30 protein-coding genes are annotated in these 22,120 nt (G+C 69.2%); 25 read left to right on the top strand and 5 right to left on the bottom strand.

Going from position 1 to position 22,120, the window contains the following annotated elements:
- The 6 genes from QQJ79_RS11485 to QQJ79_RS11460 form a co-directional block, all read left to right on the top strand.
- The coding region (locus QQJ79_RS11485) for an energy transducer TonB (protein ID WP_284223074.1) at positions 1-443 on the top strand (443 nt) is incomplete at its 5' end.
- 140 nt (positions 444-583) lie between these two features.
- Positions 584-952 carry a 30S ribosomal protein S13 gene (rpsM, locus tag QQJ79_RS11480; RefSeq protein ID WP_284223073.1) on the top strand — a complete coding sequence of 123 codons (369 nt, stop codon included), beginning with the start codon at positions 584-586 and terminating at the stop codon, positions 950-952.
- Positions 953-961: 9 nt separating this feature from the next.
- Positions 962-1,351 carry a 30S ribosomal protein S11 gene (rpsK, locus tag QQJ79_RS11475; RefSeq protein ID WP_013268944.1) on the top strand — a complete coding sequence of 130 codons (390 nt, stop codon included), beginning with the start codon at positions 962-964 and terminating at the stop codon, positions 1,349-1,351.
- Between the two features lie 88 nt (positions 1,352-1,439).
- Entirely contained in the window at positions 1,440-2,459 is a 1,020-nt protein-coding gene (locus QQJ79_RS11470) for a DNA-directed RNA polymerase subunit alpha (RefSeq protein WP_284223072.1), read from the top strand.
- A 102-nt stretch (positions 2,460-2,561) separates the two neighbouring features.
- Positions 2,562-2,981 carry a 50S ribosomal protein L17 gene (rplQ, locus tag QQJ79_RS11465; protein ID WP_284223071.1) on the top strand — a complete coding sequence of 140 codons (420 nt, stop codon included), beginning with the start codon at positions 2,562-2,564 and terminating at the stop codon, positions 2,979-2,981.
- A 104-nt stretch (positions 2,982-3,085) separates the two neighbouring features.
- Positions 3,086-3,562 (top strand): GNAT family N-acetyltransferase, encoded by a 477-nt coding sequence (locus QQJ79_RS11460; RefSeq protein ID WP_284223070.1) that lies wholly within the window; start codon positions 3,086-3,088, stop codon positions 3,560-3,562.
- Positions 3,563-3,565: 3 nt separating this feature from the next.
- Here the strand turns inward: QQJ79_RS11460 and QQJ79_RS11455 are convergent, their stop codons facing one another.
- From QQJ79_RS11455 to QQJ79_RS11445, 3 genes are read right to left on the bottom strand one after another with little or no spacing between them, the layout of a single operon-like run.
- The gene (locus tag QQJ79_RS11455) at positions 3,566-4,438 is read right to left on the bottom strand and encodes an ABC transporter permease subunit (protein WP_284223069.1); all 873 of its coding nucleotides are present in this window, start codon (positions 4,436-4,438) and stop codon (positions 3,566-3,568) included.
- Positions 4,428-5,339, bottom strand: coding sequence for an ABC transporter ATP-binding protein (locus tag QQJ79_RS11450; RefSeq protein ID WP_284223068.1), 912 nt, complete (start codon positions 5,337-5,339; stop codon positions 4,428-4,430). Before QQJ79_RS11450 ends, QQJ79_RS11455 begins: the two co-directional genes overlap by 11 nt.
- A gap of 48 nt (positions 5,340-5,387) precedes the next feature.
- Positions 5,388-5,780 carry a bleomycin resistance protein gene (locus tag QQJ79_RS11445; protein WP_284223067.1) on the bottom strand — a complete coding sequence of 131 codons (393 nt, stop codon included), beginning with the start codon at positions 5,778-5,780 and terminating at the stop codon, positions 5,388-5,390.
- Between the two features lie 83 nt (positions 5,781-5,863).
- On the opposite strand from QQJ79_RS11445, the gene QQJ79_RS11440 reads away from it, so the two are divergent.
- Both QQJ79_RS11440 and QQJ79_RS11435 read left to right on the top strand, forming a co-directional pair.
- Positions 5,864-7,198: a TCR/Tet family MFS transporter gene (locus QQJ79_RS11440; RefSeq protein ID WP_284223066.1), complete on the top strand. Its 1,335-nt coding sequence runs from the start codon at positions 5,864-5,866 to the stop codon at positions 7,196-7,198.
- Between the two features lie 61 nt (positions 7,199-7,259).
- The gene (locus QQJ79_RS11435) at positions 7,260-8,633 is read left to right on the top strand and encodes a trypsin-like peptidase domain-containing protein (protein ID WP_431307595.1); all 1,374 of its coding nucleotides are present in this window, start codon (positions 7,260-7,262) and stop codon (positions 8,631-8,633) included.
- 27 nt (positions 8,634-8,660) lie between these two features.
- On the opposite strand, the gene QQJ79_RS11430 is transcribed toward QQJ79_RS11435, so the two are convergent.
- The gene (locus tag QQJ79_RS11430; protein WP_284223064.1) at positions 8,661-9,080 is read right to left on the bottom strand and encodes a VOC family protein; all 420 of its coding nucleotides are present in this window, start codon (positions 9,078-9,080) and stop codon (positions 8,661-8,663) included.
- Between the two features lie 74 nt (positions 9,081-9,154).
- Here QQJ79_RS11430 and QQJ79_RS11425 point away from each other — a divergent pair, with 74 nt between their 5' ends.
- The 7 genes from QQJ79_RS11425 (at position 9,155) to QQJ79_RS11395 (ending at position 13,667) form a co-directional block, all read left to right on the top strand.
- Positions 9,155-10,465, top strand: a complete 1,311-nt coding sequence (locus QQJ79_RS11425; protein ID WP_284223063.1) for a replication-associated recombination protein A — start codon at positions 9,155-9,157, stop codon at positions 10,463-10,465.
- Complete coding sequence (locus QQJ79_RS11420) at positions 10,462-10,848, top strand: VOC family protein (protein WP_284223062.1); 387 nt, start codon at positions 10,462-10,464, stop codon at positions 10,846-10,848. The genes QQJ79_RS11425 and QQJ79_RS11420 overlap by 4 nt, the downstream gene beginning before the upstream one ends.
- A gap of 51 nt (positions 10,849-10,899) precedes the next feature.
- Positions 10,900-11,346 (top strand): hypothetical protein, encoded by a 447-nt coding sequence (locus QQJ79_RS11415; protein WP_284223061.1) that lies wholly within the window; start codon positions 10,900-10,902, stop codon positions 11,344-11,346.
- The gene (locus QQJ79_RS11410; RefSeq protein ID WP_284223060.1) at positions 11,343-11,786 is read left to right on the top strand and encodes a hypothetical protein; all 444 of its coding nucleotides are present in this window, start codon (positions 11,343-11,345) and stop codon (positions 11,784-11,786) included. The genes QQJ79_RS11415 and QQJ79_RS11410 overlap by 4 nt, the downstream gene beginning before the upstream one ends.
- Complete coding sequence (locus QQJ79_RS11405) at positions 11,783-12,220, top strand: hypothetical protein (RefSeq protein ID WP_284223059.1); 438 nt, start codon at positions 11,783-11,785, stop codon at positions 12,218-12,220. The genes QQJ79_RS11410 and QQJ79_RS11405 overlap by 4 nt, the downstream gene beginning before the upstream one ends.
- 40 nt (positions 12,221-12,260) lie before the next feature.
- On the top strand, positions 12,261-12,986 hold the full coding sequence (locus tag QQJ79_RS11400; protein WP_284223058.1) for an RluA family pseudouridine synthase: 726 nt from the start codon (positions 12,261-12,263) through the stop codon (positions 12,984-12,986).
- A gap of 180 nt (positions 12,987-13,166) precedes the next feature.
- The gene (locus tag QQJ79_RS11395; RefSeq protein WP_284223057.1) at positions 13,167-13,667 is read left to right on the top strand and encodes a CC0125/CC1285 family lipoprotein; all 501 of its coding nucleotides are present in this window, start codon (positions 13,167-13,169) and stop codon (positions 13,665-13,667) included.
- Positions 13,668-13,794: 127 nt separating this feature from the next.
- On the opposite strand, the gene QQJ79_RS11390 is transcribed toward QQJ79_RS11395, so the two are convergent.
- A complete protein-coding gene (locus QQJ79_RS11390) occupies positions 13,795-15,009 on the bottom strand; it encodes an AAA family ATPase (RefSeq protein ID WP_284223056.1) in 1,215 nt (404 codons plus the stop codon).
- A gap of 203 nt (positions 15,010-15,212) precedes the next feature.
- Between QQJ79_RS11390 and crcB the strand changes: the two genes are divergently transcribed.
- The 10 genes from crcB (at position 15,213) to QQJ79_RS11340 (ending at position 21,918) form a co-directional block, all read left to right on the top strand.
- Positions 15,213-15,608, top strand: coding sequence for a fluoride efflux transporter CrcB (gene crcB, locus QQJ79_RS11385; RefSeq protein ID WP_284223055.1), 396 nt, complete (start codon positions 15,213-15,215; stop codon positions 15,606-15,608).
- Positions 15,605-16,639 carry an RluA family pseudouridine synthase gene (locus QQJ79_RS11380; protein WP_284223054.1) on the top strand — a complete coding sequence of 345 codons (1,035 nt, stop codon included), beginning with the start codon at positions 15,605-15,607 and terminating at the stop codon, positions 16,637-16,639. Before crcB ends, QQJ79_RS11380 begins: the two co-directional genes overlap by 4 nt.
- On the top strand, positions 16,636-17,313 hold the full coding sequence (locus QQJ79_RS11375) for an HAD-IA family hydrolase (protein ID WP_284223053.1): 678 nt from the start codon (positions 16,636-16,638) through the stop codon (positions 17,311-17,313). Before QQJ79_RS11380 ends, QQJ79_RS11375 begins: the two co-directional genes overlap by 4 nt.
- Positions 17,314-17,320: 7 nt before the next feature.
- The gene (locus QQJ79_RS11370; protein WP_284223052.1) at positions 17,321-18,082 is read left to right on the top strand and encodes an ATP12 family chaperone protein; all 762 of its coding nucleotides are present in this window, start codon (positions 17,321-17,323) and stop codon (positions 18,080-18,082) included.
- Between the two features lie 78 nt (positions 18,083-18,160).
- The gene (locus tag QQJ79_RS11365; RefSeq protein ID WP_284223051.1) at positions 18,161-18,619 is read left to right on the top strand and encodes a hypothetical protein; all 459 of its coding nucleotides are present in this window, start codon (positions 18,161-18,163) and stop codon (positions 18,617-18,619) included.
- Positions 18,616-18,942 carry a winged helix-turn-helix domain-containing protein gene (locus tag QQJ79_RS11360; RefSeq protein ID WP_284223050.1) on the top strand — a complete coding sequence of 109 codons (327 nt, stop codon included), beginning with the start codon at positions 18,616-18,618 and terminating at the stop codon, positions 18,940-18,942. The genes QQJ79_RS11365 and QQJ79_RS11360 overlap by 4 nt, the downstream gene beginning before the upstream one ends.
- A 57-nt stretch (positions 18,943-18,999) precedes the next feature.
- Complete coding sequence (locus QQJ79_RS11355) at positions 19,000-19,491, top strand: hypothetical protein (RefSeq protein WP_284223049.1); 492 nt, start codon at positions 19,000-19,002, stop codon at positions 19,489-19,491.
- Between the two features lie 64 nt (positions 19,492-19,555).
- Positions 19,556-21,088 carry an acyl-CoA carboxylase subunit beta gene (locus tag QQJ79_RS11350; protein WP_284223048.1) on the top strand — a complete coding sequence of 511 codons (1,533 nt, stop codon included), beginning with the start codon at positions 19,556-19,558 and terminating at the stop codon, positions 21,086-21,088.
- 66 nt (positions 21,089-21,154) lie between these two features.
- On the top strand, positions 21,155-21,424 hold the full coding sequence (locus tag QQJ79_RS11345) for a low molecular weight protein tyrosine phosphatase family protein (RefSeq protein ID WP_284223047.1): 270 nt from the start codon (positions 21,155-21,157) through the stop codon (positions 21,422-21,424).
- 83 nt (positions 21,425-21,507) lie between these two features.
- Positions 21,508-21,918, top strand: a complete 411-nt coding sequence (locus QQJ79_RS11340; RefSeq protein WP_284223046.1) for a BLUF domain-containing protein — start codon at positions 21,508-21,510, stop codon at positions 21,916-21,918.
- The last annotated feature ends 202 nt before the right edge of the window (positions 21,919-22,120 follow it).

Here is a 22,120-nt window from a genome sequence, read left to right as displayed (position 1 = left end):
CCCCGGTCCAGGCGCCCGAGCCGGCGCTGGTCGTCGGCCTGGCCCCGGTCGCCGGTCCGACCCCCGGCATGGGGCAGGGCGGGACAGGCGCCGGGACCGGTACGGGCGACGGCGACGGGGACGGCCCCGGTTCAGGCGGCACAGGACCGATGATCATTCGTCCGGCGACCTCGGCCGAGATCCAGTCGGTCGCTCCGCCTCCGGTGCGGGGCGTGCGCCGCCCGCCGGGCCGGGTCGTGGTCAACTGCGTCATCCGCATCGATCAGCGGCTGGACGACTGCCGGATCGTCGAGGAGAGCCCGCGCGGCTTCGGTTTCGGCGAGCAGGCGCTGAGGGCCACGGCCTTCTTCCGCTATCGCCCGCCGATGACGGCCTCCGGCCGGCCAATCGAGGGCCAGCGGGTCACCACCTTCGTCAGCATGGGCGGCCGCGGCGGGCGCTGAGTTTGGGCGCGCGGGGTCCGTCAGCCGTTGACGAGCGGTGAATCCCCTGTATAAGGCGCGCTTCCGCGAAGGACGTCGGCGCTCCTGGTCTGTTGACCGGAGCGTTTGTTGCGTCCGTCAACGCGTATCTGGAGAGCTTCGTGGCCCGTATCGCTGGTGTCAACATCCCGACCAACAAGCGCGTAGAGATCGCGCTGCAGTACATCCATGGCATCGGCGCCCACGCCGCCAAGGAAATCACCTCCAAGGTCGGCATTGAATCCGCCCGCCGGGTGAACCAGCTGACCGACGCTGAAGTGCTGCAGATCCGCGAGACCATCGACCGCGATCACACCGTCGAGGGCGACCTGCGCCGCGAGACGTCCATGAACATCAAGCGTCTGATGGACCTGGCCTGCTACCGCGGCCTGCGTCACCGCAAGGGCCTGCCGGTCCGCGGCCAGCGCACCCACACCAACGCCCGCACCCGCAAGGGTCCCGCCAAGCCGATCGCCGGCAAGAAGAAGTAAGACAGACACATGGCCAAGGAACCGGGTCGCGTAAAGAAGCGCGAGCGCAAGAACATCACCTCGGGCGTCGCCCACGTGAATGCGTCCTTCAACAACACCATGATCACGATCACCGATGCCCAGGGCAACGCGATCTCGTGGTCGTCGGCCGGACACATGGGCTTCAAGGGTTCGCGCAAATCGACCCCCTACGCGGCCCAGATGGCCGCCGAGGACGCGGGCAAGAAGGCCCAGGAACACGGCGTCAAGACGCTGGAAGTCAACGTTTCGGGTCCCGGTTCCGGCCGTGAGTCGGCCCTGCGCGCCCTGCAGTCGGTCGGCCTGACCATCACCACCATCCGCGACGTCACGCCGATGCCGCACAACGGTTGCCGTCCGCCCAAGCGCCGCCGCGTCTAAGCGGACCGACCGACTATCTATCTCCGCCGGTCCTGGCGCGCCTGACGAGGGGCGAGGGACCGGCGAACTCCGTTTTCGAGGGACACCCATGATCGAACGTAACTGGCAAGAGCTGATCCGTCCCGAGAAGCCGCAGATCGAGGCGAGCTCCGACCCGCAGCGCAAGTCGCGCCTGGTCGCCGAGCCCCTGGAACGCGGCTTCGGCGTGACGCTCGGCAACGCCCTGCGTCGCGTTCTCCTGTCGTCGCTGCAAGGCGCCGCCGTGACCGCGATCCAGATCGACGGCGTGGTCCATGAATTCTCGTCGCTGGAAGGCGTGCGCGAGGACGTGGTCGACATCGTGCTGAACATCAAGCAACTGGCGCTGCGCATGCACGCTGAAGGCCCCAAGCGCATGACCCTGCGCGCCACGGGCCCCGGCGCCGTCACGGCCGGCCAGATCGACGTCCCCGCGGACATCGAGGTGCTGAACCCCGACCACGTGATCTGCACCCTGGACGAGGGCGCCTCGGTGCGCATGGAACTGACCGTCCAGAACGGCAAGGGCTATGTCGCCTCCGAGCTGAACCGTCCGGAAGACGCGCCGATCGGCCTCATCGCCGTCGACGCCCTGTATTCGCCGGTCAAGCGCGTCGCCTATCGCGTCGAGCCGACCCGCCAGGGCCAGTCGCTGGACTATGACAAGCTGATCCTCGAGGTCGAGACGAACGGCGCGGTTTCGCCGGTGGACGCCGTGGCCTACGCCTCGCGCATCCTCCAGGACCAGCTGCAGATCTTCATCACCTTCGACGAGCCCAAGAAGGCCGTGGAAGCCATCGACGGCAAGCCGGACCTGCCCTTCAACCCGGCCCTGCTGAAGAAGGTGGACGAGCTGGAACTGTCGGTGCGTTCAGCCAACTGCCTGAAGAACGACAACATCGTCTACATCGGCGACCTGATCCAGAAGACCGAGGGCGAAATGCTTCGCACCCCGAACTTCGGCCGCAAGTCGCTGAACGAGATCAAGGAAGTTCTCGCGACGATGGGCCTCTCGCTCGGCATGGATGTGCCGAACTGGCCGCCCGAAAATATCGAAGACCTGGCCAAGAAGTTCGACGACCAGATCTAGTTTCAACCCTCCGCCCTTGATCCATCCGGATCGCGGAGCGGTTAGAATGAGAGAACCCCAGGTCCGCGTCAGTGGAAACCAGGGTGAGTAGGAGAGACCCCGATGCGCCACGGCGCCGCCTATCGCAAGCTCGGTCGTACGAGCGCACACCGGACCGCCATGTTCGCCAACATGGCTGCGTCGCTGATCAAGCACGAGCAGATCACGACCACGCTTCCCAAGGCGAAGGAACTGCGTCCCTTCGTCGAGAAGCTGGTCACGCTCGCCAAGAAGGGCGACCTGCACGCGCGGCGTCAGGCCATCAGCCACGTCCGTGACGTGCCGCAGGTGGGCAAGCTGTTCGAGACGATCGGCCCGCGCTACGCCGACCGCAACGGCGGCTACATCCGCATCATGAAGGCCGGCTATCGCCACGGCGACAACGCCGCCATGGCCGTGATCGAGTTCGTTGATCGCGACACCGACGCCAAGGGCCTGGACTCGGGTCCGGTCTACGCCGTCGAGGGCGACGACGAAGCGTAAGCTTCGGCCGTTGGGGCCACCAGAAAAAGGGGCGGCCGGTGCGAACCGGCCGCCCTTTTTCCTTGTCTGCGCCGTACCCAGATAGGGGGTCAGGGAGGGCCTTCATGCCAGACGCCGCCGCCGCTGTTTCCATCGTTCCCTACCGCCCCGACCACGCCGCCGCATGGCGGTCGCTGAACGAGGACTGGCTGCGGGCCGGCGGCTATGCGCTGGAGGCCAAGGACCAGCTGGTCCTGAACGACCCGCAAGGGGTCATCCTCGACAGGGGCGGCTGCATCTTCATCGCCGAGCGCGACGGCGAGCCGGTCGGCTGCTGTTCGCTGATGGTCATGGCCGACGGCGGCTATGAGGTCGGCAAGATGGCCGTGGCGGAGGGCGCGCGGGGCCTCAACCTCGGCTGGCGGCTGCTGGAGGCCTGCGAGGCGGCGGCGAGGGCCGGGGGCGCGCCGCGCCTCTATCTGGAGACCAATGCGGCCCAGACCCACGCCATCGCCCTGTACCGCCGCTTCGGCTTCCTCGACCTGCCGGCCCAGCCCACGCCCTACGCCCGCTGCAACGTCTGGATGGAAAAGCCGCTCTGACGGCTATTCCTTCGACAGGTCCTGACGCCGGAACCAGGCCAGGGCCCCGGCCAGCGGGACGAGGGTCCACAGGCCGACGCTGACCCAGGCCTTCAGCAGCAGGCCGTCGGGCAGGGCCGCGGCCCGCTCGCCGCCGGCGATCGCAGCCTGGATCGCATCGGTCGCCGCGCCCGGGTTCAGCAGCACGGCCAGCCAGGCGTCGGGCATCACGCCCATCTGCATCAGCGGATTGGGGGTGAAGAACTGGGCGATGCCGAACACCAGCGGCACGAACAGCGCCGCCAGCAGCGAGCGGGTCACGACTGCCGCCAACATTCCCATCATGGCGAACTGCAGGATGCGCAGCCACGACAGGCCCACGAAACCGAGGAAATGGCCCGCCATCTCTCCGGTGAGGGAGAAGGCGAGGGTCCGGTCGAACACCGCCGCCTTGATCAGGTTCTCGATCACGCTGGCCACCAGCATGAAGCCCATGGCCGCCAGCGCCAGCACGGCCACGACGGCCAGCTTGGCCAGCAACAGGTTGACCCGACTGTTGCGCGCGCTGATCAGCCGCCAGGTCTCCCAGCGATAGTCGCCGGCGTAGAGCGTGGCCGCCCCGATCAGGACGAACAGCAGCACCAGGGGATTGGCCAGACCGGCGGCCGCCTGGACGAGGGCCTCGCCCATGTCCAGCGTCCCGCGGGTCAGGGCCTCCCGGACCTCCGGCGGCATCTTGGTGTCGCCCAGCAGCTTGGTCTCGCTGCCCTTGAGCACGAAATTGGTCAGGGCCCCGATCGCCACCGAGATGATCGGCACAAAGGCGAGGCTCCAGAACAGGGCGGTCTTGTTCTTCGACAGGCGGAAGCCTTCCGCGCGGATGGCGTCAACCAGCATGGATCGTCTCCGGCGCCTGCACGGCGCCCGTCTCGGTGAAGAAGATGGCCTCGAGGTCCGTCCCGACCCAGCGGGCCTCGCTGATCTCGACCCCGGCCTCGACCAGGGCGCGGATCAGGGCCGGGCCCTCAGTGCGGGGAATATCGGCCAGGACGGCGTCGCCGTCGCGGACGCCCCTGGCGCCCAGCACGGCCAGAACCTGGTCGACCGGCCCGGCCGACAGGCGCAGGCGTTCGCCGACGGCGGTCAGCTCGCTGACGGCGCCTTCGCGCACCAGCTTGCCCTTGTTCAGGATGGCGACGCGGTCGCAGACGCGCTGGACCTCCAGCAGCTGGTGGCTGGCCAGGACCACGGTCAGGCCGTCGTCATTGGCCAGGCTGCGGATCAGCGCCCGCATCTCCTGGATGCCGGGGGGATCCATGCCGCTGGTCGGCTCATCCAGAATGATCAGCTCGGGCTTGCTGATCAGGGCGGCGGCGACGCCGAGGCGCTGCATCATGCCGACGGAGAAGCCCCGCACCTTGCGGTCCGCCGCTTCGGACAGCCCGACCCGCTCCAGCCAGTAAGGAATGTCCGCCGTCCCGGCGATGCCGTGCTCCAGCGCCAGCCAGCGCAGCACCTGCCGCGCGGTCAGATAGGGGGGATAGCGCGGGGTCTCGATCATCGAGCCCGTAAGGCGCATGTGGGCGATGTCGCCGACCGGCCCGTTCATGATGGTCGCCGTGCCGTCCGTCGGCCGGATCAGACCCAGCAGGATGCGGAACAGGGTCGACTTGCCGGCCCCGTTCGGCCCCAGCACGCCATAGACCCCGCCTCGCGGAATGGAGAGGTCCAGCCCGTCGAGGGCGCGGACGGTTCCGTAGGTCTTGGTGAGCCCACGCGCTTCAATCACAGCTGTCATGTCGGCAGCTTGGCCTTGCACTGCCTCGTCGCGCAAGGCTGCATGGCATTAAGCTTTCGCAACCTCGGCTTGCGGAATGGCCATGCCGAAGGCGATCAGCTCGCCGTCCGGAGCCAGCACCAGCAGTTCGCGCTGGCCATAGGGCTTGTCCGCCGGCCCATGCACGTCTTCGGGCGGCAGCGCATCCAGCTTCGGCTTCAGCTCGGCGTAGAGGGCGTCCACGTCGCGAACGTCGATATAGTAGGCGAACCGGCGACGGCCGGGCGAGACCTCGCACTCCTCGGCCTGCAGCAGTCGGAAGCCCACCGTCTCGCGATGAATGTAGGCGTAGCCCTCCTGTCGGAACGGGACGGTGAAGCCGAGAATGTCGGTGAAGAAGCCCAACGCCTTCTGCAGGTCCGCGACGTGCAGGAAGGGCGTCACCTGAAGGAAGTTGGTCATGAGGGCCTCCGTCCCCAACCTGCCACGGGGCTGACGACAACGCACGCGTCCGCTAGAAGGCCCCTCCCGCAAGAGCCCCTCCCATGTCCGCCCTGTCCCGTCTCCGCACCCGCCGCGCCGCGCTAGCCTTCATCTTCGTGACGGCGGTGCTCGATATCGTGGCCATGGGGATCATCATCCCTGTGCTGCCGCAGCTGATCGAGCAGTTCGTGGGTTCGAACGCGCGGGCGGGGTGGATCAACGGCGTCTTCGTGGCCCTGTGGGCCGGGATGCAGTTCATCTGCTCGCCCATCATCGGCTCGCTTTCGGACCAGTACGGCCGCCGGCCGGTCATCCTGATCAGCTGCGCCGGCCTGTCGCTCGACTATGTGCTGATGGCCATGGCGCCGGACCTGTGGTGGCTGGCGCTGGGGCGGATCATCGCCGGGATCACCTCGTCCAGCTTCACCACCGTCTATGCCTATATGGCCGACATCACCGCGCCCGAGAAACGCGCCCGGGCCTACGGCCTGATCGGCGCGGCCTTTTCCGGGGGCTTCGTGCTGGGGCCGATCCTGGGCGGCTTCCTCGGCGAGTTCGGGCCGCGGGTTCCGTTCTGGTTCGCCGCGGGTCTGTCGGCGCTGGCCTTCTTCTACGGCCTGCTGGTCCTCCCCGAGAGCCTGCCGGTCGAGAAGCGGATGACGTTCAGCTGGAAGCGCGCCAACCCCGTCGGCGCCCTGATCCTGTTGAAGCGGCACACCGAGCTCAGCGGCCTCGCGGTCGTGAATTTCCTGCTCTATTTCGCCCATCACGTCTTTTCGGCGGTGTTCGTCCTCTATGCCGCCTACCGCTACAGCTGGGGGCCGAGGGAGGTGGGCCTGCTGCTGGCGATGGTCGGCGTGTTGGACATGGTGGTGCAGGGCGTTCTGGTCGGGCCGGTCGTCAAGCGGCTGGGCGACCGGATGACCATGGTGCTGGGGCTGGTCGGCGGGACGGTAGGCATCGCGGCCATGGGCTGGGCGCCCGACGGCTTGATGTTCATCCTGGCCATGCTGCCCAACGCCCTGTGGGGTCTGGCGATGCCGACCCTGCAGTCCCTGATGACCCGCCGCGTCGGCGAGGACGAGCAGGGCCAGCTTCAGGGCGCCAACATGAGCGTGGCCTCGATCGCCGGGGTCATGTCGCCGCTGTTCTTCGGCTGGGTCTATTCCTTCTCGGTCGGGGATGGAGCGATCGACACGCGTCTCTGGATCGCCGAGGCCCTAGCGCCGGCGTCCGGCGCGGTTCAGCTCGCGGCCGTGCGAATCCTGACCGATCCGGGACTGGCCTTCTATCTGGCGGCCGTCGCCCTGTTGCTGGCCGCCCTGATCGGGTGGTGGGTCGGCCGTCAGGCCGAACGTCAGGAATCGGGGGCCGTTCACCCGCCGCCGGCGCCTTGATCCCGTCCCAAAGGCGGGGCGGAATGGCTATGCTGCAGCCCGAATGACCAAGTGGATGATGATGAAGACCCGAACCCTCGCGATCGCCCTGGCCCTGACGCTCGCCGCCTGCGGCCAGCCGAACGACACCCAGGCCCAGGACGGCGTCTTCGCCGAAAACCGCGTGGTTCCGGGCGACGCCCTCGCGATGAAGTCCAGCTTCGCCCCCGTGGTGCGCACCGCGGCGCCCGCCGTGGTCAATATCTCGGCGCGGGGGGTGCAGCAGGTCCGCGACCCGTTCTGGGGCATCCCGGGTCAGCGCCAGACCGGCTCGGTCGGCTCGGGCGTGATCGTCCGCTCCACCGGCGTGGTGGTGACCAACAATCACGTCATCGCCGGCATGCAGCAGATCCGCGTCACCCTGAATGACCGGCGCGAGTTCAACGCCCGGGTGGTGCTGGCCGACGAACGCTCCGACATCGCCGTGCTGCAGCTGGAGGGCGTCAACGAGCGCCTGCCGACCCTGAACATCGACGACCGCGAGGAACAGCAGATCGGCGATCTGGTGCTGGCCATCGGCAATCCGTTCGGCGTCGGCCAGACGGTGACCAACGGCATCATCTCGGCCCTGAACCGGACCGAGACCGGCATCTCCGACAGCGGCTCCTTCATCCAGACGGACGCAGCCATCAATCCGGGCAATTCCGGCGGCGCGCTGGTGGACATGGACGGCGACCTGATCGGCATCAACACCGCCATCTTCTCCCGCTCGGGCTCGTCGTCGGGCGTGGGCTTCGCCGTGCCGGCCTCGATGGTCAAGCGGGTGGTCGATTCCGCCGTCGGCGGCGCCACCGCCGTGGTCCGGCCGTGGCTGGGGGTGAAGGGGGAGGCGGTCTCGGCCGAGATCGCCCGCAGCCTCGACATGGACCGGCCGCAGGGCCTGGTGGTCACCGAGGTCTGGCCGAACGGCCCCGGGGCCCGCGCGGGACTGCGTGTGGGCGACGTCATCACCGCCGTCGACGGAGCCGAGATCAATGACCAGGGCGGGCTGAATTTCCGGGTCGGCACCCGTGCGCCGAACGAGACGGTCGCTGTGTCCGTGCTGCGGGACGGCCGCAGCCAGACGCTGAACGCCCGGGTGCAGCCGCTGCCGGGCGAGGCGAGCACCGACAATGCCACGGTCGTCCGCTCCGGCGTCCTGGCCGGGGCCCAGGTGCTGGCGCTCAACCCCGCGCTCGCCGACAGCCTGGGCGGCGATCCCTTCGCCAGCGGGGTCATCGTCGGCGGGGTGCAGCGCGGCAGCTACGCCCACCGGGTCGGGCTGCAGGGCGGGGACATCATCCTGACCGTCAACGGTCGCGCCGTGACGTCCGTGCAGCAACTGGCCGACGTCGGCCGCGGCTCCGAGCTGACCATCAACCGCCGGGGCCAGCGCATCAGCGGCGTGATCCGTTAGGGCTGAACCGGCGCCCGGGGGCGTCCCCTATTTGCGGATCGGCGAACCAATCGACCAGGTGTGGCCGAAGGGATCGCGCAGCTGGCCGTAGCGGTCGCCCCAGAACTGGTCCGCCAGCGGATACAGCGGCACCCCGCCCGCCAGCAGGGCGCGGTTCCACCATTCGTCGGCGTCGTCGACCTGGAGGTGGATGGTCACGCCCTTGGGGACGATGTCCTGCTCGCCGTTGTACTCCGGGAATTCGTCGGCGAGCATCAGGGGCGCGCCGTTGATGCGCAGGGCGGCGTGCATCAGCCGCTCGCCGTCATCGGCCAGCATTCTCCGCTCTTCCGTCGCTCCGAAGGCGCGGGTGTAGAATTCGACCGCCGCCTGGCCGCCCCGCGACGGAATGGTCAGGTGGGGTACGATGCCGATCGCCGGACCCTGTGCGTTGTGGTCGTCGGCCATGTCGCAGTCTCCTCGCTTCGCACGCCACACTAACGCGTGAAATGCGCGCCCGGAACGCCTATCTGTGGCCATCCATGACCGACCTGTTCGAAGCCTCCGGCATCCATCCCCCCGACGCGCCGCTGGCCGACCGGCTGCGCCCCCGCACGCTGGACGAGGTGGTGGGGCAGGACCATCTGCTGGGGCCGGGCGGGCCGATCCGGCGCATGGTCGAGGCCGGGCGTCTCGGCTCGATGATCCTGTGGGGCCCGCCGGGCACCGGCAAGACCACCATCGCCCGCCTGCTGGCCCAGGCCGCCGGCTACCAGTTCCAGCAGATCTCGGCCGTCTTCTCCGGCGTCGCCGACCTCAAGAAGGCGTTCGAGGCGGCCCGGATGCGTCGCGCCGCGGGCCAGTCGACCCTGCTGTTCGTCGACGAGATCCACCGTTTCAACCGCGCCCAGCAGGACGGTTTCCTGCCGTTCGTGGAGGAGGGGATCGTCACCCTCGTCGGGGCCACGACCGAGAACCCGTCGTTCGAACTGAATGGCGCCCTGCTGTCACGGTCGCAGGTCTATGTGCTGAAGCGGCTGGATGACGCGGCTCTCGATCAACTGTTGATTCGGGCCGAGGCGCAGGAGGGCAAGACCCTGCCTCTGACCCCGGAATCCCGGCACGCCCTGCTGGCGCTCGCCGACGGAGACGGCCGCTATCTGCTGACCATGTCAGAGGTGCTGTTCGACCTGACCTCGGTCGATCCCCTGGACGTCCAGGCCCTCGCCGGCATCCTGCAGAAGCGCGCGCCCGCCTACGACAAGAGCAGAGAAGAACACTATAACCTCATATCCGCACTGCATAAATCGGTTCGCGGCTCGGACCCGGACGCCGCCCTCTACTGGCTGGCGCGGATGCTGAACGGCGGTGAGGATCCGCTCTATCTGGCCCGCCGCATCGTGCGTATGGCGGTCGAGGACATCGGCGAGGCCGACCCGCTGTCCCTGCTGGTCGCCAATGCGGCCAAGGATACCTACGACTTCCTGGGCAGCCCCGAGGGCGAACTGGCCCTGGCCCAGGCCGTGGTCCACCTCGCCACCGCGCCCAAGTCGGTCGGCGTCTATGAAGCCTTCAAGGCGGCGAAGCGGGCGGCGGCCGAGACCGGCTCCCTCATGCCGCCCGCCCACATCCGCAATGCGCCGACGAAGCTGATGAAGTCGCTCGGCTACGGCAAGGGCTACCAGTACGACCCCGACACCCCGGAGGGCTTCTCGGGCGCCGACTTCTTCCCCGACGGGATGGAGCGCCGCGTCTTCTACGCCCCGAAAGGCGAGGGGCATGAGGCCAAGGTGAAAGAGCGGCTGGAGCGTTGGGCGGCGCTGCGGGCGAAGACGCAGGAGGATCAGGCATGAACCTCAACCAGGTCACCGTCGAGGTCGCCGACATCCCCCGCGCCCGCGCCTTCTACCAGCGGCTGGGTCTTGAGCTGATCGTGTCCAGCGACCACTACGCCCGCTTCCTCTGCCCGGGCGGCGCGACCTTCTCGATTCACCTCGCCGGGACGCCCGCGCCCGGTGGGACGGCCGTCTATTTCGAATGCGACGATCTCGACGCGCGGGTCGCCGCCCTGAAGGCCGCAGGCGTCGTCTTCGACAGCGACCCGGTCGATCAGCGGTGGCTCTGGCGCGAGGCCTGGCTCCGCGACCCCGACGGCCACCGGCTGTGCCTGTATTTCGCCGGCGCAAACCGCGTGAATCCGCCATGGAGGATACGCGATCCGCAACCGTTGCCGTAACGGCGGTTTTGGGTCTAGCTTCCGCCCATCGATCAACCTTGGGAGGGGAAGATGACCGATACGATGAAGGCCGCGACGCCGTGGCATCTCTGGGCGGTGGGCGTGATCTCGCTGCTGTGGAACGCCTTCGGCGGCTATGATTTCGTGATGAGCGTGACCCAGGGCGAGACCTACTGGCGCGCCTCCGGCATGACCGACGCCATGGTCGCCTATTACAACGCCATGCCGACCTGGATGTACGTCCCCTGGGTGCTCGGCGTCTGGGGCGCGGTGGCCGGCTCGATCCTGCTTCTGATGCGCAACCGGCTGGCGGTTCCCGCCTTCGCCCTGTCGCTGCTCGGCGCCGTGGGCAGCCTGGTCTACGGCTTCGCCAACCCCATGCCTCCGCTGCCGGAGGCGATGGCCATGATGTCCTACATGCCCTGGGTCATCGTCGTCGTCGCCGCCTTCCTGGCCTGGTACGCCTGGACCATGGGCAAGAAGGGGGTGCTGTCATGAGCGGCATGGGACAGACCGTCCGCACGCCCTGGCACCTGTGGGCGGTCGGGGTCGTGACCCTGCTGTGGAACGGCTTCGGCTGTTTCGACTACTTCATGACCCAGACACGCAAGGACGAGTGGTTCGCCCAGATGGGCATGACCGCGGCCCAGACCGAGTATTTCAACGCCATGCCGGCCTGGACGCACGCAGCCTGGGCCATCGGCGTCTGGGGCGGCGCCCTCGGCGCCATCCTGCTGCTGCTGCGCCGCAAATGGGCCCTGCCGGTCTTCGTGGTCTCTTTCCTCGGCTGGCTGGCGGGCGCGGTCTACGCCTTCGCCCTGTCGGACGGGATGCAGGCCATGGGGTCGATGTGGCCGATGCAGATCGTCATCGGCGCCGCCTGCGTCTTCTTCATCTGGTACGCCTGGATGATGGGCAGGAAGGGCGTCCTGCGTTGATCAGGGACCGTTCCCCGGCGGCCTGGCATCTGTGGGTCGTCGGGGGCGTCGCCCTTCTGTGGAACGGCATGGGCTGTCTCGACTATACGATGACCCAGACCCGGGGCGACGCCTGGCTGGCCAATATGGACCCTACCGAGCTGCAGATGGCCTGGTTCCACGGCCTGCCGGCCTGGTACCACGGCGTCTGGGCCCTCGGCGTCTGGGCCGGCCTGCTCGGCGCGATCCTTCTGCTGTTGCGCCGCGAATGGGCGCTCCACGCCTTCGCCGCGTCCTTTGTCGGCTGGGCCGCGGGCGCGATCTACGCCTTCGGCCTGTCGAACGGCATGGAGGCCATGGGCCCCTGGTGGCCGATGCTGGTCGTGAAGGGCGGCATCTGCGCCTTCCTCGTCTGGTACGCCTGGTCGGCGGGCCGGACGCGCGTCCTGCGCTGAGGGGCTGACGGACGGTCGGTCTTTCGCCTATGCAGGCGCGGTGACCGACCGTACCCCCGTCTCCCTGAGCGAAGCCGAGATCGCCGCCGTCCGCTCGTGGGTGATCCACGAGGACGAGGCCGTGATCGCCTTCAACAAGCCCGCCGGCCTGTCCAGCCAGGGCGGCCGCGTCCAGGCGCACACCCTGGACGACCTGCTGTGGGCCTTCGCCCGATCGAACGGAAAGCGGCCCGATCTGGTGCATCGGCTGGATCGCGACACCTCGGGCGTCATTCTGGCGGCGAAGACCAAGCCGGCCGCGGGGTTCCTCGGCAAGGCCATGCAGGCGCGGCGCTTCAAAAAGACCTATCTGGCCCTGCTGTCCGCCGCCCCGGAGCCGAGGTCCGGGACCATCGAGACCCCGCTGTTGCGGCAGGAGATCGGCCGCGAGAGCTATATGCGCGCCGTGTCCGCGGATACGCCCGGCGCCCAGGCGGCGCTAAGCCGCTACCGGACCCTGTCGGCCACGGATGACGGCGCCCTGGTCGAGCTGGACCCCGCCACCGGCCGGATGCACCAGCTGCGGGTCCATATGGCCTCGATCGGCCGTCCGCTGGCCGGCGACGCCCGCTACGGCGGCGCCCTGACCTTCGCCGGCCGCGCCGCCCCGCGTCTGATGCTGCACGCGGCCAAACTGACCTTTCCCCATCCCGAGGGCGGCTACCGCACGGTCGAGGCCCCGCCGCCGGAGGATTTCGAGGCGTTGAAGGTGGCGGCGGGGCTGTAGGGCGCCCCTCCACCGCTACGCGGTCCCCCTCCCCATTTCATGGGGAGGAGACGGACGCGCCGGGCGTCTCCTCCCTGTCGGCGAAGCCGATGGGGAGGGGGACCAGCCGAAGGCTGGTGGAGGGGCGCCGGAACCACGCTGACCGCCCCGCGCTTTCCTCCACACGTCCGGAGACCCGCCATGACCCGCCTGACCCTGCCCCTGATCGCCGCCGCCGGTCTGGCGCTGTCGGCCTGCGCCAGCCTCGCGCCCTATGGCGCCCAGCTGGGGCCGGGCGGGCAGGGCTATGCCGAGCAGCGGATTGAATCCAACCGTTTCCGCGTCACCTACAACGGCGTCGGCGCGCCGGGTCCGGTCATGGACATGGCCCTGCTGCGCGCGGCCGAACTGACCACCGCCGAGGGCCATGACTGGTTCGAGGTGGTCCAACGCTGGACCGACGGCCGGCCCGACAGCGCCGGCGGCTTGCGCCCGAGCGTCGGCGTCGGCTACGGCTCGGGTCGCTCCTCGGGCCGGTACGGCAGCTATTCCGCGTCAGGAGTCGGCGTCGGGGTCGGGCTGAATTTCAGCGGCCCTTCGCGGACCTCGACCACGCTCGAGGTGGTGATGGGCGACGGCCCCCGTCCGGATCGCCCGAATGTCTATGACGCGCGAGGCGTGCAGGACAGTTTGCGCCGGTAGGAGTGGCTAGTGGCCAGTGGCTAGTGGCTAGTGGTTGGCCCGATGGCGCAGTCCGCGCCGCCCTTCCGCCGATAGAAGTGCTGCGATCACTGGCCACTAGCCACTAACCACTGGCGGCGCAGCCGTCTCACCGCCCGCCGCGCGTCAGCGCCCGGTATTCGACCAGCCGCTCCTTGTCGCGCCGCACCTGATCCGAGACCGCGTTGTCGACGTCCAGCGAGGCGTAGCGGACCCAGCCGTCGACGCCCAGCTTGTCCTGGATCGCGGCGGTCGGCGTGCGCCAGCGGAAATAGGACAGCCAGCTGACCAGAACGCCCAGCACGGCGGCGAGGCCTTGCAGGGCGCGGAAGCCGACCTCTCCGGTCTCCGGCGCGGGCTCAAGCGCCAGGACCACCAGTCCGGCGATCAGCACCAGCGGCGTCATGATCCGCTGCGCCCAGCGCATCCAGTAGCGCTCGCGGCGCACGCGCCACAGCTCCATCTGGACGTGCTTTTCGAGGTATTCCATCCGGGCGCCCAGCCACATGGTCAACCGGGTCAGATACTGCGCGCGCTGGCCCCAGCCCTTGCCGTCCTGCTGGAACTGGGTTTCGGCCTGGTCGGCCATGGCGCGGGCGCTGGTGAACAGGTTCTGCAGTTCGCGGGTGCGCTGCACGATCTCGCGCGACAGCTCGTAGGAGTCGTTCTCCAGCTGGAACCGGTACTGGATGAACAGCACGGCCTGCAGGCCCCAGTAGAGGCCGAGGGCGGCGATCATGGCGCCGGCGGCCAGCCCCAGGCCCATCGCCGCGGATCCGGTCCAGCCGGCAAACAGGCCGGGTCCGAGGATGGCCAGGGCGGCGAAAGCCGCCAGCGCCCCGGCCTGGCTCAGGCGCTTGACCGTGACGTGCGTCACCAGCGCCTTGAAGATCCGGCGGCCATAGCCGTGGATGCGGCTGCGGATGTCGGTGTCGACCGGGAACCGCTCCTCGATCTGGCGGCTGAACAGGACGTGGAACCGGTCCGGCTTGCCGTTGGTCTCCCAGAACGGAAAGATGTCCAGCGGCTGGTTGAAATATTCGTCGATATGCGAGCTGACGATCGCCTCGGCCTCGGGCGTGGCGGAGAAATATTCGCTCTCTGAGATGGGCCGCAGGATGCCGTCGCCGCCGCGCAGCGCCTCACGGCCGTGGCTCGGCGTCGGCGGCGGAACCGCCCGATTGGGACTGTCCTCGGCTCCGCGGGGCGGCGGATTCGGCGCGGCCTGCAGCCGGGCGTCCTCGCCATGGCCGCCGTGACCGCCGTCGTGAGGCGCGCCGTGGCCGTGTGCGTCGTGTCCGTGGCTGTGATCGTCGTGCGACATGGCGCTTGCGGCGGTCCCTTGAATCGTCAGCCCGGCAGTATGGCAGATCGCGCCGCCGGGCCGACGGCGTTCCCCTTGGGCGCGAAGCGGCGCCGCGCGACCAGATATCGACGTTAACCCTGCGGTTGGGCAAGTGAAGTTTCGGTCAGGCTATCCGGGCCGGGCCTCACAGAACCGGCGTCGATGTGTATAAGCCCCGCATCATGACACGTCTTCTCATCGTCGCGGCCGGGGGCGCCCTCGGCGCTGTCGCCCGCTACGGGGTCGGCGGCTGGGCCCTGCGCCTGTTTCCGACGGCCCAGTGGCCGTGGGCCACCCTGACGGTCAATGTCGTCGGCGGCCTCCTCATGGGCCTGCTGGCCGGCTGGCTGGCGTTCCGGAGCGGCGCGCATGGCGAGAGCCTGCGCCTGTTCGCCGCCGTCGGCGTGCTGGGCGGCTTCACCACCTTCTCGGCCTTTTCGCTGGAGGCGGCGCTGATGATCGAGCGCCGTCAATTGGCCATGGCGGGCGGCTATGTCGCCGCCTCGGTGGTCCTGTCGATCGCCGCCCTGTTTATCGGCCTGATGGTCGCCCGCCGCGCCTTCGGAGCCGCCCTTTGACCGACGAACCCATCCAGGAAGCCGCCGCCGCGCCGAAACGTGAGGTCCAGACCCTCTATGTCGCCGAGGCCGAGGACGGCATTCGCCTCGACCGCTGGTTCCGTCGGCGCTGGCCCCACCTGTCCAACATCCAGGTGCAGAAGATGGCCCGCAGCGGCCAGATCCGCGTCGACGGAGCCCGCATCAAGCCCGAAGGCCGGCTGACCGCCGGCGCCGCCGTGCGCGTGCCGCCGATCCCCGACGACACCTCGCGCCAGGCCGGCGACGTCCACACCCTCAGCGCCCAGGACATCAAATTCGCCAAGTCGCTGGTCCTCTACGAGGACGACATGGTCATCGCCATCAACAAGCCCCACGGCCTCGCCGTCCAGGGCGGCACCAAGACCAGCCGCCACGTCGACCGCCTGCTGTCGGCCTGGGGGGAGGGGATGGACCGCCCGCGTCTGGTCCACCGCCTCGACCGCGACACCTCGGGCGTGCTGCTGCTCGGCAAGGGGCCGGAGGCGGCCAAGCGGCTGGCCGGCGCCTTCGCCCGGCGTCAGGCCAAGAAGACCTACTGGGCCATCGTCATCGGCAATCCCAAGCCCGCCGCCGGCCAGATCGACATGCCGCTGAAGAAGACCGGCATCAACGACTTCGAGATGATGCGGCCCGCCGACCGGAAGGACCCGCGCGCCGAGCCGGCCGAAACCGCCTTCGCCACCATCAGCCGCGCCGCTCACCGCGCCTCATGGATGGCCCTGCGGCCCTTCACAGGCCGGACGCACCAGCTGCGCGCCCACATGGCCGGCATCGGCCATCCGATCCTCGGCGATCCCAAATACGGGGACGAGAAATCGAAAGAGCTCTCCGGCCCGCTGAAACTGCAGCTCCACGCCCGCCGCATCGAGCTGGAGCATCCGTCGGGCGGCATGCTGGTGGTCGAGGCCCCGCTGAGCCCTGAAATGAAGGCCGGCTTCGCCCATTTCGGCTTTGAGGAGGCGGAAGGGAACGAGAGCGATCCGTTCGAAGGGGTGCGCCGCCAGCGATGAGACCCCTCGCCGTGTTCGATATCGACGGCACCCTCGTCGACAGCCGCGCCTCGATCTTCGAGGCGGCGACCGAGGCGTCGCGCGCCCTGGGCCTGCCCGAGCCCGAATACGACCGCGTCCGCAGGATCGTGGGCCTGTCCCTGCCGGTGGCCCTGCGCGAGCTCGAGCCGCATCTGAACGACGCCGACCTCGCCCGCTTCGTGGAGGCCTTCAAGGCGGTCTTCCTGCGCATGAACAGCGATCCCGACTTCCATGAGCCGCTCTATCCGGGCGCCATGGAGACCCTGCGCCGCCTGCACCGCGACGGCTGGCGCCTGGCGCTGGCCACCGGCCAGTCCCGCCGCGGCGTGGCCCGCAACCTGGCCCGCGAGGGCTGGGCCGACCTGTTCATTTCCTCCCACTGCGCCGAGGACGGCCCGGGCAAGCCCGATCCGGCCATGCTTCACGCCGCCATGGCCGCGTGCGACGCCTGTCCGGCCACCACCCTGATGATCGGCGACACCGCCCATGACATCCAGATGGCCATCAACGCCGGGGTCCTGCCGCTGGGCGTCGCCTGGGGCTTCCATACCGTCGAGGAGCAGCAGGCCGCCGGCGCGCGCCACGTCGCCCGATCCTTCGCCGAACTGACCGTGGTGCTGGACGGCTTCGCCGAACTGACCCGCGCCGCCTGAGACCGACATGAGCCATATCCCGCCCCTCGATCCCAACGTCGCCGCCCGCAAGGGCTTCCGCGAGTCCGAGGAGCGGTTGAAACGCTTCTGGAAAGCTGTGGACGTGGCGGAAGGCGAGGGGGGTTGGGCCGTCACGCTGGACGGCCGCACGCCGAAGACACCCGCCCACGCCCCGCTGCGCCTGCCGACCGAGGCCGCCGCGCGTCTGGCGGCCGGGGAATGGGCCGCCCAGGGCGAGTTCATCGACCCCGCGACCATGCCCGCCACCCGCCTGGCCTCGACCGCCATCGACCGCGTCAGCCAGGTGCGCGAGGCGGTGGCCGAGGAGATCGCCGCCTTCGCCGGCTCGGACCTGCTCTGCTACCTCGCCGACCATCCGACCTCGCTGGCCGTCGAACAGGCCCGCGAGTGGACGCCGTGGCGCGACTGGGCGGCGATCGAGCTGGGCGTCGTCCTCGAACCGGCCGAGGGCATCCGCCATCGGGCCCAGGACCCTGCCGCCATCGCCCGCGTTCGCGACCTCGCCCTGCGGCTCGACGATTTCGCCCTGACCGGCCTGGCCATGGCCGCGCCCCTGCTGGGCTCGGCGGTCCTGGCCCTGGCGCTTCAGCGCGGCCTGCTGTCGGGTGAGGCCGCCTTCGACCTCAGCCGCCTCGACGAGGCCTTCCAGGAACGCCAGTGGGGCGTCGACGCCGAGGCCGCCGAACGCACCGCCGCCCGCCGCGCCGAGGCGGTGCTGCTCGACCGCTGGTTCCGCGCCCTGAGCTAACTTTCCAAGACGGAAAGTTTTCACTTGACGATCTGGAAAGTCGGAGTCACTTTCCAGAACAGAAAGTGAGGATTGTCCATGTCTGAAGACCCGACCCCCGCCGAGGCCCTTGAGGCCATCGCCCGCTCGCGCCGGGCCGTACACGACCGGGTCGCCACCGGCGGCTGGCGTTACGATCTGACCTACGCCGCCATCATGGCCGGCATGGTCGGGGGCCAGGCGCTTGAGATACCGTTCAATGTCTTCGCCAGCACCTTCGGCGTGCTCGCCCTGGCGGTGATCTTCCAGCACGAGAGCCGCCGCACCGGTCTGCGCATCACGGGCGTCTCGCCGCGCCGGGCCCGCTGGGTCGCGATCGCCATGGGGCTGGTCTTCGCCGCCGTCATGCTGGGGATCGTCTATCTGAGGCGCACGGCGTCGGATGTTCCGGTCGCCCTGATCGTCGCCGTCGCCGCGGGGATCGCCTTCGTCCTCGCCCTGGTCGGCTCGCGGGTCTGGCGGCGCGTCTACCGGGCGGAGATGGGGACGGGCGAATGAACCGCGTCCCGCGCTTCGACCCCGTCATCCACGCCCCCGGCCGGCTGCAGATCTGCGCCATCCTGTCGGCCGCGGACGAGGCCGAGTTCGCCATGGTGCGCGACGCCATCGCCGTCTCGGACTCGGTGCTGTCCAAGCACCTGAAACAGCTGGAGGAGGCCAGCTATATCAAGCTGCGCAAACAGGCCCACGCCGGCCGCCAGCGCACCTGGCTGGCCCTCACCCCCGCCGGCCGCGAGGCCTTCGCCGCCCATGTCGCCGAACTGACCCGCCTCGCCGCCATGACGGCCCCGACGCCGCTGGGGCAGGGGTTCTCTGGCTAGCGGACCGGTCTTCCGGTCGGGCGGCCGCGGGCCTAGAGTGTCAATCAGGAGGCGACGATGACCACGCCCGCATCGCCTGACGATCCCGAAGCGACCGAGCGTCAGCTCGACGGCTTCATCGAGCGATTTGATCCCGAGGTCGCGGAACGGGCGCGCGCCTGTCGCGCGGCCCTGCGCGCGCGGATGCCGACGGCGAACGAGCTGGTCTATGACAACTACAACGCCCTCGCCATCGGCTATGCGCCGCGCGAACGCACCTCCGAGGCCATCGTCTCCCTGGCCGTGACGCCGCGTGGCCCGGCGCTCTACTTCATCCACGGCGCGAGCTTGCCCGATCCCGACGGCGTCCTGACGGGGGAGGGCCGGCAAGGCCGCTACGTCCGGCTTGCCGGACCCGGCACGCTCGAGGAACCGGCGGTCGCCACGCTCCTGCGTCTGGCGCTTGACCGGTCCGAGCCGCCGCTGGCGACGGACGGCGCGGGTCGCACGGTGATCAAGTCGATTTCCGCCAGACAGCGGCCGCGCCGCAAGGGTGCAGCGGGCGCCTAGCCGGGCCCGCCCGCTTGCCACCGCACGCGCGTCTCCTTAAGCCTCCCGCTCAAGGAGACGCCGCATGAACACCATCCTCGAACAGCTCGAAGCCCGCCGCGCCGGCGCCCGCCTCGGCGGCGGCGAGAAACGCATCGCCAGCCAGCACGCCAAGGGCAAGCTGACCGCCCGCGAACGCATCGACGTCCTGCTCGACGAGGGCTCGTTCGAGGAAACCGACATGTTCGTCGAGCACCGCTCGCACGACTTCGGCATGGAGACCCAGCGCATCCCCGGCGACGGCGTGGTCACCGGCCGCGGCACCATCGGCGGCCGTCTGGTCTATGTCTTCTCCAAGGATTTCACCGTCTTCGGCGGCTCTCTTTCGGGCGCGCACGCAGCCAAGATCGTCAAGATCCAGACCATGGCCCTGACCAACGGCGCCCCGATCATCGGCCTGTTCGACGCCGGCGGGGCCCGCATCCAGGAGGGCGTCGAGTCGCTCGCCGGCTACGCCGACATCTTCCTGCAGAACACCCTGGCCTCGGGCGTCATCCCCCAGATCAGCGTCATCATGGGCCCCTGCGCCGGCGGCGACGTCTATTCCCCCGCCATCACCGACTTCATCTTCATGGTGAAGGACACCTCCTACATGTACGTGACCGGCCCCGATGTGGTGAGGACCGTCACCAATGAGGTGGTCACCCACGAGGACCTCGGCGGCGCCCGCGTCCATTCGCAGAAGTCCGGCGTCGCCGACGGCGCCTTCGAGAACGATCTGGAAGCGCTCAGCGAGGTCCGCCGCCTGATCGGCTTCCTGCCCCTGTCGAACCGCGAAAAACCCCCGGTCCGCGACAGCTACGACGACCCCGAGCGCGACGAGGCGTCGCTCGACACTCTCGTGCCCGCCAATCCGAACCAGCCCTATGACATCAAGGAGCTGATCCTGAAGACGGTCGACGAGGCCGAATTCTTCGAGATCGCCCCGGATTTCGCCAGGAACATCGTCACCGGCTTCGGCCGCCTCGACGGCCAGACCGTCGGCGTCGTCGCCAACCAGCCCCAGGTCCTGGCCGGGGTGCTGGACATCGACTCCAGCCGCAAGGCCGCGCGCTTCGTGCGCTTCTGCGACGCCTTCGACATCCCGCTGGTGACCTTCGTCGACGTGCCCGGCTTCATGCCCGGCACGCGCCAGGAATACGGCGGCCTGATCAAACACGGCGCCAAACTGCTGTTCGCCTATGCCGAGGCCACCGTGCCCAAGCTGACCGTCATCACCCGCAAGGCCTATGGCGGCGCCTATGATGTGATGAGCTCCAAACACCTGCGCGGCGACGTCAACTACGCCTGGCCCTCGGCCGAGATCGCGGTCATGGGCGCCAAGGGCGCCGTCGAGATCATCTTCCGCAAGGAGGCCGGCGACCCGGAGGCCCTGGCGGCGCGCGAGGCCGAGTACAAGGCCCGCTTCGCCAACCCCTTCGTGGCGGCGGGCCTCGGCTATATCGACGACGTGATCATGCCGCACGGGACGCGGCGCAGACTGATCCGGGCGCTACGGACGCTGAAGAACAAGCAGCAGGAGAACCCGTGGAAGAAGCACGATAATATTCCGCTTTAGGATCCGCTGACCAACCTCCTCTTCCTCTGCGCCCGCAACCGCCTCCGCTCCCCCACGGCCGAGCAGGTGTTCGCGTCCCGGCCCGGCGTCGAGACCGCCTCCGCCGGCCTGGCGCCCGATGCGGAGGAGCCGTGCTCCGCCGAACTGGTGGAATGGGCCGACATCATCTTCGTCATGGAGCGCGGTCACCGCGCCAAACTCCAGCGCCGCTTCAAACCGCACCTGAAGCGCGCCCGCGTCATCTGCCTCGACATCCCCGACGACTACGCCTTCATGCAGCCGGAACTGGTGGCCCTGCTGGAGAAGAAGGTGGGGCCGCACATGCCCCGCGCTTGATCCCCGACGTCAATTGGCATCGTCAGCAAACGGATTTATTGAAGGGTATCGAAAGCGTGGCCACAAAGGCTGCCGGAGAGGACATGACGAACAGTTCGATAGAGCGTCTCGTCTATCGCAGCCGGGTCGTTCATCCCGCCCCCATGACAGCGCTCGAAGACATTCTGCCCGTGGCGCAGGCGTGGAATGCGCGGTGGGGCATCACCGGCGCTCTCGGCTACACGGGGCGGACCTATGTTCAGTTGCTGGAGGGGCCGACTGAGTCGCTGGACAGCCTGCTGGAGCGGTTGCGGAGCGACCTGCGCCATACGGATCTGAGGGTGCTCGCCCGGGGACCGGCGGCGGGGCGGCTGGTCACGGGCTGGAGCATGGCGCGGATCGACCTGACCCTTCTGGAGGCCGAGGTGACGGCCCTGTTGGATGCCGGCGACGGCGAAGGCCTGGCGGCCCTTCTGGCCGGTCTGGTGCGCCGGGGCGAAACCGAAGCCCGTTGAACCGCCGAGGCAGGCCCAGGGCAAAGCCTGAGTGTCCGCCCCGCGCCCGACCGGATCACCCCTCGAACGCCTCCAGGATCGGGCACGGCCCTTTCCCGCCGCCCGCGCACGCCGTCGCCAGCCGCCGCAGCGCCGCCCGCGCCGTCTCGAGTTCCGCGATCCGCCGGTCCAGCTCGCCCAGCCGGGCCTCGGCCAGGGTCCG

Source organism: Brevundimonas denitrificans, from assembly GCF_030160755.1.
In the GTDB taxonomy this organism is placed as follows: domain Bacteria; phylum Pseudomonadota; class Alphaproteobacteria; order Caulobacterales; family Caulobacteraceae; genus Brevundimonas; species Brevundimonas denitrificans.
Note: the sequence above shows the minus strand (reverse complement) of the source record. Positions and strands in the feature narration are given on the sequence as shown.

Excerpts from the sequence above, each read along its gene's own strand:
- QQJ79_RS11360 (WP_284223050.1), top strand. The coding sequence starts at position 18,616 with ATGAACCGCGTCCCGCGCTTCGACCCCGTCATCCACGCCCCCGGCCGG.
- QQJ79_RS11375 (WP_284223053.1), top strand. The coding sequence starts at position 16,636 with ATGAGACCCCTCGCCGTGTTCGATATCGACGGCACCCTCGTCGACAGC.
- QQJ79_RS11445 (WP_284223067.1), bottom strand. The coding sequence starts at position 5,780 with ATGACCAACTTCCTTCAGGTGACGCCCTTCCTGCACGTCGCGGACCTG.
- QQJ79_RS11390 (WP_284223056.1), bottom strand. The coding sequence starts at position 15,009 with ATGTCGCACGACGATCACAGCCACGGACACGACGCACACGGCCACGGC.
- QQJ79_RS11415 (WP_284223061.1), top strand. The coding sequence starts at position 10,900 with ATGACCGATACGATGAAGGCCGCGACGCCGTGGCATCTCTGGGCGGTG.
- crcB (WP_284223055.1), top strand. The coding sequence starts at position 15,213 with ATGACACGTCTTCTCATCGTCGCGGCCGGGGGCGCCCTCGGCGCTGTC.
- QQJ79_RS11455 (WP_284223069.1), bottom strand. The coding sequence starts at position 4,438 with ATGCTGGTTGACGCCATCCGCGCGGAAGGCTTCCGCCTGTCGAAGAAC.
- QQJ79_RS11395 (WP_284223057.1), top strand. The coding sequence starts at position 13,167 with ATGACCCGCCTGACCCTGCCCCTGATCGCCGCCGCCGGTCTGGCGCTG.
- QQJ79_RS11365 (WP_284223051.1), top strand. The coding sequence starts at position 18,161 with ATGTCTGAAGACCCGACCCCCGCCGAGGCCCTTGAGGCCATCGCCCGC.
- QQJ79_RS11340 (WP_284223046.1), top strand. The coding sequence starts at position 21,508 with ATGACGAACAGTTCGATAGAGCGTCTCGTCTATCGCAGCCGGGTCGTT.
- QQJ79_RS11450 (WP_284223068.1), bottom strand. The coding sequence starts at position 5,339 with ATGACAGCTGTGATTGAAGCGCGTGGGCTCACCAAGACCTACGGAACC.
- QQJ79_RS11430 (WP_284223064.1), bottom strand. The coding sequence starts at position 9,080 with ATGGCCGACGACCACAACGCACAGGGTCCGGCGATCGGCATCGTACCC.
- rpsK (WP_013268944.1), top strand. The coding sequence starts at position 962 with ATGGCCAAGGAACCGGGTCGCGTAAAGAAGCGCGAGCGCAAGAACATC.
- QQJ79_RS11420 (WP_284223062.1), top strand. The coding sequence starts at position 10,462 with ATGAACCTCAACCAGGTCACCGTCGAGGTCGCCGACATCCCCCGCGCC.
- QQJ79_RS11355 (WP_284223049.1), top strand. The coding sequence starts at position 19,000 with ATGACCACGCCCGCATCGCCTGACGATCCCGAAGCGACCGAGCGTCAG.
- QQJ79_RS11470 (WP_284223072.1), top strand. The coding sequence starts at position 1,440 with ATGATCGAACGTAACTGGCAAGAGCTGATCCGTCCCGAGAAGCCGCAG.
- QQJ79_RS11370 (WP_284223052.1), top strand. The coding sequence starts at position 17,321 with ATGAGCCATATCCCGCCCCTCGATCCCAACGTCGCCGCCCGCAAGGGC.
- QQJ79_RS11425 (WP_284223063.1), top strand. The coding sequence starts at position 9,155 with ATGACCGACCTGTTCGAAGCCTCCGGCATCCATCCCCCCGACGCGCCG.
- QQJ79_RS11350 (WP_284223048.1), top strand. The coding sequence starts at position 19,556 with ATGAACACCATCCTCGAACAGCTCGAAGCCCGCCGCGCCGGCGCCCGC.
- rplQ (WP_284223071.1), top strand. The coding sequence starts at position 2,562 with ATGCGCCACGGCGCCGCCTATCGCAAGCTCGGTCGTACGAGCGCACAC.
- QQJ79_RS11410 (WP_284223060.1), top strand. The coding sequence starts at position 11,343 with ATGAGCGGCATGGGACAGACCGTCCGCACGCCCTGGCACCTGTGGGCG.
- QQJ79_RS11460 (WP_284223070.1), top strand. The coding sequence starts at position 3,086 with ATGCCAGACGCCGCCGCCGCTGTTTCCATCGTTCCCTACCGCCCCGAC.
- QQJ79_RS11440 (WP_284223066.1), top strand. The coding sequence starts at position 5,864 with ATGTCCGCCCTGTCCCGTCTCCGCACCCGCCGCGCCGCGCTAGCCTTC.
- QQJ79_RS11435 (WP_431307595.1), top strand. The coding sequence starts at position 7,260 with ATGAAGACCCGAACCCTCGCGATCGCCCTGGCCCTGACGCTCGCCGCC.